This is a genomic window from Streptomyces sp. NPDC002306 (genome assembly GCF_053593435.1).
In genome coordinates, this window is the sequence record NZ_JBSFCK010000094.1 from 1 (window position 1) to 8,041 (window position 8,041).

Annotated in this window: 8 protein-coding genes and 3 pseudogenes; 5 read left to right on the plus strand and 6 right to left on the minus strand. The window is 63.7% G+C overall.

Translation table 11 applies throughout. The features are described 5' to 3' along the window. Positions 1 to 78: 78 nt before the first annotated feature. The 3 genes and pseudogenes from ACWCQK_RS41440 to ACWCQK_RS41450 all read right to left on the minus strand — a co-directional run. The gene (locus ACWCQK_RS41440) at positions 79 to 642 is read right to left on the minus strand and encodes an IS3 family transposase (protein ID WP_451164355.1); all 564 of its coding nucleotides are present in this window, start codon (positions 640 to 642) and stop codon (positions 79 to 81) included. Beyond that, entirely contained in the window at positions 639 to 1,013 is a 375-nt protein-coding gene (locus ACWCQK_RS41445; RefSeq protein ID WP_451164357.1) for a transposase, read from the minus strand. The genes ACWCQK_RS41440 and ACWCQK_RS41445 overlap by 4 nt, the downstream gene beginning before the upstream one ends. Beyond that, positions 947 to 1,296 (minus strand): annotated as a pseudogene (locus ACWCQK_RS41450) (IS4-like element ISSav1 family transposase); the annotation flags it as partial. The gene ACWCQK_RS41445 and the pseudogene ACWCQK_RS41450, both read right to left, overlap by 67 nt. A gap of 47 nt (positions 1,297 to 1,343) precedes the next feature. Between ACWCQK_RS41450 and ACWCQK_RS41455 the strand changes: the two are divergent. The 5 genes from ACWCQK_RS41455 to ACWCQK_RS41475 all read left to right on the plus strand — a co-directional run bounded on the left by ACWCQK_RS41455 (position 1,344) and on the right by ACWCQK_RS41475 (position 5,373). After that, on the plus strand, positions 1,344 to 1,481 hold the full coding sequence (locus tag ACWCQK_RS41455) for a hypothetical protein (protein ID WP_451164369.1): 138 nt from the start codon (positions 1,344 to 1,346) through the stop codon (positions 1,479 to 1,481). Positions 1,482 to 1,718: 237 nt separating this feature from the next. Further along, positions 1,719 to 2,309 (plus strand): hypothetical protein, encoded by a 591-nt coding sequence (locus ACWCQK_RS41460; RefSeq protein WP_451164359.1) that lies wholly within the window; start codon positions 1,719 to 1,721, stop codon positions 2,307 to 2,309. Between the two features lie 87 nt (positions 2,310 to 2,396). Next, complete coding sequence (locus ACWCQK_RS41465) at positions 2,397 to 2,921, plus strand: SigE family RNA polymerase sigma factor (protein ID WP_451164361.1); 525 nt, start codon at positions 2,397 to 2,399, stop codon at positions 2,919 to 2,921. Next, a complete protein-coding gene (locus tag ACWCQK_RS41470; protein ID WP_451164363.1) occupies positions 2,918 to 3,586 on the plus strand; it encodes a hypothetical protein in 669 nt (222 codons plus the stop codon). The genes ACWCQK_RS41465 and ACWCQK_RS41470 overlap by 4 nt, the downstream gene beginning before the upstream one ends. A gap of 257 nt (positions 3,587 to 3,843) precedes the next feature. Continuing rightward, positions 3,844 to 5,373 carry a transglycosylase domain-containing protein gene (locus ACWCQK_RS41475; RefSeq protein ID WP_451164365.1) on the plus strand — a complete coding sequence of 510 codons (1,530 nt, stop codon included), beginning with the start codon at positions 3,844 to 3,846 and terminating at the stop codon, positions 5,371 to 5,373. 703 nt (positions 5,374 to 6,076) lie between these two features. Here the strand turns inward: ACWCQK_RS41475 and ACWCQK_RS41480 are convergent. The 3 genes and pseudogenes from ACWCQK_RS41480 to ACWCQK_RS41490 form a co-directional block, all read right to left on the minus strand. Beyond that, positions 6,077 to 6,439, minus strand: a complete 363-nt coding sequence (locus ACWCQK_RS41480) for a WhiB family transcriptional regulator (protein ID WP_451164367.1) — start codon at positions 6,437 to 6,439, stop codon at positions 6,077 to 6,079. 470 nt (positions 6,440 to 6,909) lie between these two features. Further along, positions 6,910 to 7,310, minus strand: a pseudogene (locus ACWCQK_RS41485) (transposase); the annotation flags it as partial. A 16-nt stretch (positions 7,311 to 7,326) separates the two neighbouring features. Further along, positions 7,327 to 7,796 (minus strand): annotated as a pseudogene (locus tag ACWCQK_RS41490) (IS5 family transposase); the annotation flags it as partial. Positions 7,797 to 8,041: the final 245 nt, after the last annotated feature.

The following is an 8,041-nucleotide window of genomic DNA, read 5'->3' on the forward strand; positions in this document are numbered from 1 at the left end:
ATCAGGCGAAGGCCGCTCTGACATGCGGTGATTATCCAGCCAGGTGAACGTGTACGAGACTCGTTCGACAGTCACTGGTTAAAGATCAAGCTGAGGTTCCCCCGGTGTGCGGGAGGTGCTGATCAGCTGGTCAGGGCGGTTTGGCGGGGTTTCAGTTTCGTTCGTTCGGGGCCGTTGCCTGGTCGGCGTAGTGCTTCTCCTCGAAGAGAGCCACAAGGGCCCCTCACCTGTGGCGATCATGGTGAGATCGGTGACCCACAGCCGGTTCGGCGCCGGTGCGGTGAAGTCCCGCTCGACCAGGTCCGGGGCGAGTGTGGCCTTGGGGTCGCGGCGTGTGAAGCCGCTCCGGCGCGGGCTGATCCCCACGATCTCGGCCTCGCGTATCAACCGCTCAACCCGCTTGCGTCCCACGTGGATACCCTCGCGCCTGAGCACGGCGTGCACGCGCGGCGAGCCATAGATCCCGCCGGACTCGGCGTGGATCTCCTTGATCCTCTCGGTCAGGTCGACGTCGCGGCGCCGCCATTCGCACGGTTCACGCTCAGCCCGTCGCCAGCGGTAGTAGGTGGAGGCGGCGATGTGCAGTTCCCGCAGGACGGGCTCGACCCCCAGGTCGGGGTGCTCGTCCAGGAGTGCGGTCACCTGGGCCGGGTCGGGTCGAGCTGGGCCGCGAAAAAAGCCGAGGCCGTCCGCAGGACCTCATTCGCCCGCTTGAGCTGGGCGTTCTCCTTGCGCAGTGCAGTGAGTTCCGAGCGTTCGTCGGTGGTCAGCCGGTCGTCGCGCTCGCCGGCATCGGCCTCGGACTGCCGGATCCAGCCGCGCAGGGCTTCTGGATGCACACCGAGCTCGATGGCGAGACGCTTGATCTGGGGCTTCGGATCAGAGGTCCGGTGCATCCGCACCGCACGCTCACGCAACTCCAACGAGTACTTCCAAGACCACGGAGTTAAGGCCGGTCCGTGGCTGTCAACGGGGCCGGGGACAAGGACTGATAGAGGTCGGGGGTAGCCCACTTGGGTTCGAGGGCGTAGAGGCCCGCCCGGTGCGGCGGAGGATTCCTTCGCGGACCCAGCGTCCCAGTTCCGCGCGTAGTCCTTGGGCGTCGTCCAGTCCGATACCGCGGGCGATTTCACATGCGCGCCAGGTGCGGAGGGGATCGGTGCGAAGGAGTTGCAGCGTGCGGTCACGGCGTCCGTCGGGGCCGGGTCCGGCGTCCGGGTGCACGATGACATTGATGCTGGTGATCCTGGAGGCACCCAGGACTTGTGCCTGGTCGGGCGGGGCGGCGTAGCGGGTCCGAGTTGCAGTCGTTTGTGTCGGGGGTCAGGTCTGATCTTGGGGCGGTGGCAGCGGGGTTGACGTTGCCGTTCAGTTCGGGTGCGGTCGAGGGGCAGGTCAACCGGATCAAGATGCTGAAGCGGCAGATGTTCGGCCGGGCCGGCCTCGACCTCCTGCGCAAGCGCATCCTCCTCGCCCGCTGACCCGCCTGCCGCAAAACCCGCGACGGTGACCCTACGTCAGACCTGCACCAAAAGTGATCCAGAACCAGCGTTCAGCCGACGCCGACAGCCGGTCAGGTGGCTGCTGTCAGGGCGAGGCATGGGAAGCAATGCAAAAAAACAGCGTCTTGTGTCATCCGGGTTCGTGGTGGGCGGAGTTTAAGAGGGTGGAGAGGCGCCCTCCACCCTGCTCATTCCAATCTGCACGGAGTTACGTTCATGACACGGATCAAGAAGTATGTGGCGGCCGCGGCGATCGCGGCCGCGGTGGTAGGGGCGCCCACGATGGCTCAAGCTTTCGCGACTCCCGCCAAGGCCACAGTTGCGGCCGCCGCTAAGACCGGGGCATCCACTTCGGCAAAGACTTCCAAAATGGTGTCGTCGGTGCGGGTGGTGGCGCCGGGGGAGCGGGTGCAGGCTGCGCCGAAGGCGCAACTGTGGCTGACCAAGGACGGCAAGCACTGGTCCACCCCCACCCAGGCCAATCAGTTCCGCAGCGTTACCGACGGCAACCTGGACATGAGCCTGCCCGGCGTGAGCCTCCAGTCCGAGCCGATCCAGGGGCGTTACTTCCTGTCCGGTGTTTACAACGGCAAGGGCGACGCGGTCAGCGTGAAGGTAGTCACCGACAAGGGCACGGTGACCGGTCGCGTGGTTCGCCTGGCCGGCCAGCCCGGCTGGGGCGCCTGGTATGCCACCAGCCCGCTGCCCACTGGACCTAAGAGCAAGGACGGCACGCACAACTTCGTTCACAGCGTCACGGTCCAGGACATCGCAGGTCACACCATCGCCACCCTCACCCTCCGCTAACGGAGTGAGACTCTAGTGGGGCCCGGACATCTCGGGCCCCACCCCTCGAGAACGCCTTCACCCCATCACCTTGAGGAACGACCCGTAGTGACAGACGAGAGCCATGGCGAGTTCGCCGAGTTCGCCGCAGCGGCCTGGCCTTGTTTGGTACGCACTGCCCACATGCTCACCGGCGACTTCCACGAAGCCGAGGATTTAGTGCAGACCACATTGGCCAAGGTGTATGCCCGCTGGCGGCGCATCCCCCGTGACGAAGCCCATGCTTACATGCGCCGGGCTCTGGTCAACAACAATCTCAGCAGGATCCGTAAGAAGCGTGTGGCCCATCTGTTCACGCCGTTCTTCCCCGAGACAGTGCATCGTGCGCAGAGCGGACACGCCGAGATTACCGAGCACCGCTCGGCTCTCACCCAGGCGCTGGCGACGCTGCCGACTCGCCAGCGGACGGTGATGGTGCTGCGCTACTTCGAGGACCTGAGCGATCAGGAGATCGCCACGATGCTGAACTGCTCACTGGGCACGATTAAGACCCATGCCCGGCGTGGCCTTGCGGCCCTGCGCAGCCATCCCGCCCTTGCTTTCGACGCATTCCATCCCGGAGCCCACCGATGAGTTCCTCCCCCGACAGTGAGCTGCTGCATCAACTGTTCACAGACGCCGCCTACGACATCACTCCCTCCCTGGTGCCGCTGGCCGCCATCGTGCAGGCAGGTCGTACTCGGCGCCGACGTCACACCACAGCGCTGGCCACTGCCTGCGGACTGCTGCTCATCCCGCTAGCCGCCACCGCCGTCCACATCACCACATCCCCTGCCCAGACCATTGGACAACCAGCCGCTACGGTGTCGTCGGTGCGGGTGGTGGCGCCGGGGGAGCGGGTGCAGGCTGCGCCGAAGGCGCAACTGTGGCTGACCAAGGACGGCAAGCACTGGTCCACCCCCACCCAGGCCAATCAGTTCCGCAGCGTTACCGACGGCAACCTGGACATGAGCCTGCCCGGCGTGAGCCTCCAGTCCGAGCCGATCCAGGGGCGTTACTTCCTGTCCGGTGTTTACAACGGCAAGGGCGACGCGGTCAGCGTGAAGGTAGTCACCGACAAGGGCACGGTGACCGGTCGCGTGGTTCGCCTGGCCGGCCAGCCCGGCTGGGGCGCCTGGTATGCCACCAGCCCGCTGCCCACTGGACCTAAGAGCAAGGACGGCACGCACAACTTCGTTCACAGCGTCACGGTCCAGGACATCGCAGGTCACACCATCGCCACCCTCACCCTCCGCTAGTAATGGGTAAGCCTGCGTCACCCACCGGCCTGCTGCTCTCCATGTCAAACCATCCAGCCATCGGCAGCGCCGAGTCCTGTCAAGGTCCCTGGCTGACTGGTCTGCCTCACACCAGAGACTTCCTCATGTCCCATTTTTTGAGCTGTCTCATGCGACAGCCACAGCAACGTCGACCACGCCGCATCTATCGCAATTCCGCAGTGACGTCTAGACGGTTTCGCGGTCGGTGGCTTAAGCGGTTGGCCATGCTGCTATCGATGCTGGTCGTGGGCTTGTGTGGGGCGGTGGCTGGGGCATACATCATGGTGGACATTCCTGCCCCGCATCCGGAGGCGGTAGCGCAGAGCACCGTGTTTCTTGATGTACACGGCGACTACCTCGGACGGAGGGGCCCGGTGGACCGGCAGGACGTGCCGCTGTCCCAAGTGCCCCGGCACGTACAGGACGCGGTGATTGCTGCGGAGAACCGGTCGTTTCGCACCGACTCCGGCATCGCGCCCACCGCCATCGCCCGCGCTCTATGGGCCGCAGTCACTGGTGGAGCCCGCCAGGGCGGCTCCACCATCACCCAGCAGTACATCAAAAACGCCCTGCTGTCCCCAGAGCGGTCGTTGTCCCGCAAGACCAAGGAAATCTTGATCGCGGTCAAGCTGGACCGCACCCGTTCCAAGAACGAGATTCTGCAAGGCTACCTGAACACCGTGTACTTCGGTCGCGGCGCGGCTGGCATTCAAGCCGCTGCCCGCAACTACTTCGGAGCCGACGCCGACCGTGTGAGCCTAGAGCAGGGCGCCGCCCTCGCAGCCATCATCAACCTGCCCTCGTATTACGAACGGGCCGGGAGCGACCCCAACGTCACCGCCACTCTGCAGCACCGTTGGGCATGGGTACTCGACGGCATGGCCCGAGTTGGTGCCATCACCTCCAGTCAGCGAGCCCGCGCGGTCTTCCCAGCGTTCCGCTTCTATCCGCCAGGCCGGACCGAAGGACAGCGCCAGTATCTGCTCGACGCGGCCGCCGCCGAAGCCGCGGACCGGCTACACACCAGCCCAGATGAGCTCGCCCGCGGCGGCTACACCGTCCACACCACCTTCGACATCACTCTCCAGGACCAGGCCACTCAGAGCATTCGCGCCCAAACCGACATCATCGGCCGCACCCATCGGAAACCGGGTAAAGCTCGTCTGCACACCGCAATCGCCGCCATCGTCCCAGGTGACGGGGCAATCCGGCTGCTGTACGGCGGCGGAGACTACGCCCGGCAGCCCTTCAACGACGCCCTCCACGGCGCCATCGAAACTGGCACCGCCCTGGATCCCCTCCGCACCGCTCAGCTCAAACCCCCGCTGGATCAACTCCAGCAGGATGCCACTGCCACTCCCCTCCAGGTGACCGCCGCCTACGCTGCCTTGGCTGCCCACGGCCGCTACGCCACCCCGTACACCATCACTAAGATCACCCATGGTGTAAAGACTGTCTACAACGTGCATCCGACTACCCGCCCAGCGATCACCGGAGCCAGGACTCAAGCAGCAGGCGACAGCCTGTTTGCCCTGGAGGATCGCGCCGGGGGTCATACCGGCGGAGCCGCCGATCGTACCGCCTGGTCCACCGCTTACAGCCCTCGGCTCGCCCTTAGTATTGCCCTGTTTGCTGAACTTCCTGCCGCGGGTAGCCACCCCGCCGCCCCCGCCCGCCTCACCTCACTTCTCGGCAGACGCCCTCAAGTGGCCGCTATTCAAATCGCAGCCGACATACGATCCAGCCAAGCGCCTTCGCGGTGGTGACCGAGTTGCCCGCGACCTCGGACAGGGGCGGCACCGATAGAATCGAATTCCATAACGGCAAATAGATTACATGGCGCGCAAGGCGGGAAGTTTAGCCCCGGCTATTCAGCTGACCTGCGGATGAGTCTATCGTGAATTGGGTTTCATTTGTCATCTTCGGCACAACCTATCGGCCACTGTTCTCGACATGCAGTGGGGGAGTGGGCAGTCTGTTTTGTGCGGCAGCACGATTACCGGAGGTGATGTCGGTTTCCGTAGCTGAACGGTGAGGAACCTTTCTTGATTACGAGGACGGCCTGGCCTCGCTCGGCAGATGTATTCCACGACATAGGGAAGAAGCTCGGGCAGGCCGTTGAGTTCGAATGTTACGACAGGGCTGGATGGCGAGCAACAGTACTAACGGCAACGGTGGTGCGAGTTCACCGGGAGCGGACGTGAGCGCTGGGCTTATCCCGGCGGTTCTCGTTTTATATCTACAACTCTGACAGAATTCACTCCAGGAAGCCACGGCCGAGTTGTTCGTCGTCAGTCACGCCACGGCGTCGCGACGGCGGCCAGCACTGGGGCCAGGGGGGAGAGGTCCTGGCCATGCACGTTCCCGACCCGGCAGGGGCGCCCCACGGGATCACGACCTAGAACCACCGTTAGGCGATCTGCGAACAGATCGCCACGGTCGTTGCTCGCTCACAGCGCGTAAGATTTCTTATTCAAGCGGTAGACTACGTTGCAGTCGCTGGCGGGTCCTCTTCAACCTCCTGGGCGGCGGACCACCTAATTCATAGCGTTCCGTGGGACTCAGCCCACCCCATACACCTTCCACCTCGCCATCCTTAATGGCCAGACGCAGGCAATCCGATATTACGGAACAATTCCTGCATATGGCTTTAGCCTTTTTATCCCACCCTCGTGGCGTGTGTGACTCATTCGGAAAGAAGATCGCTGGATCCACTTCCGGCTGCGCGCAAGCGGCCTTCGAATCCCGTATGCTCCATGCGGGGAGTGTGCGCCCTGCGGGGTTCCTGCGCTGTGCAGATCGGGCGACATCGCCATTCCTGAGAGATTCCATTTTTGATACCAATCATTCACGGTCTCCGTTCTCCGTAGTTCGTTGTGGAGTGTCGAAGGGAATTTCGCAATGGAGACCATTGGCTAGCCCGCGGAGTCGCCTCCACTCGGGGGCGCTGTAATTGCGTTGCGCAATATCGAGGAATAGGGTAGATGTTGTGCGTGTACTGAATCCGCATCTGCACGACGGATGCTTTCGTAGCGGACAACTTCCCACGGTGCTAGCCCCTTTCTTTGCCGAGATGTGAATGTGCCACATGCCGAGATTCGGTAGAGTGGTGCAGTGCAATTAAGCCAGTTGATGAATTCAAGACTGACCTGCAAGCAGAAATAAGCAGTGAGTAGATGCTACTCATCTGGCTAAGTTCAGTGCTAGAGATCTTTATGCGGTTATGCCGAGCCGGGACGGTTGCAGTGAGCCGCACTATGCCGAGGTCTGTCAAACGAGCGGTGTAACCGGGGATGTTGAAGTTACTGACGGACTGCCGGGAGGCGACCGTCAAATGTGATCTCGAAGGCGTTGAGCGTGGCTGTCTAGCGCATGGTCCAGCGGGTCTGACCTGTGCCACTGGGATCGAGTGACGTGATCGCCATGTAGACGCAACTTCAAGGCTGCTTGCTCGTTCGGAAAATGCCCGCGGGACCGCCTGGATTCGCGCGGTCACCGACTTGATCGCGTTCGTCGTGCAGACGATGCGGCGGATCTCGGTGTTGAACCGCAGGCACGGGGTGAACTCCGCCCAGGCTTTTCCCCAACCGGATACTTCCTTGCCTAAAGCGTCGGCGAACTCGGCGAACCGGTCCAGGGCTGCCTCTTCGGTCGGCGCGGTGTTTACGGGCTTGAGAAGCCTGGTGATCTTGTCCCAGTGCTGGAGTTGTCTTCAAATGTCACGCCCACATCAGGAGTGATGCGAGGGTGACGGCTGCTTGGTAGGACTCGGCGGTCTTGTCGTAGCGGGTGGCGATGCCCCGCTACTGCTTGAGGCGGTTGAAGCACCGTTCACCACGTTGCGACGCTTGTAGAGCTGCTTGTCGAAAGCCGGCGGGCGCCCGCCGCGGCTGCCGCGCCGGAGCCGGTTGCGGACCTGGTCGGCCCGCTCGGGGATGGTGTGGCCGATGCCGCGCCGTCGCAGCCAGGTGCGGATGGCCCGGGAGCTGTAGCCCTTGCCGCCCAGCACGTGGGCGGGCCGGGTGCGGGGCCGTCCCGGGCCGATCCGGGGCACCCGTATCGCTTCCATCAGGGCGGTGAACTGGGTGCAGTCGTTGGTGTTGCCGCCTGTGAGTGTGAAGGCGAGCGGGCGGCCGGCACTGTCGCAGACCAGGTGGATTTTACTGGTCAGGCCGCTTCGGGAACGTCCGAAGCCGGGACTGCGGGCCCTCGTTACCGTTTTCGTGGCTCCGCAACGGGGCCACGGCCTTCGGGTCCGGCATGACTTCCCCTTTGTTGTTGATCCGGGAGCCTACGTTGTTGATGGGCTCAGCCAGGTGGCCTTCCGGGGTCAGTTCTGGGGGCTAAGGGCCCGCAGAGGAACAACATGCGGGCGGCCACCCCACCGAACTGCGGCGTCAAGTCTCAAAACCGGCAAGTTAATTCTCTGCGGGC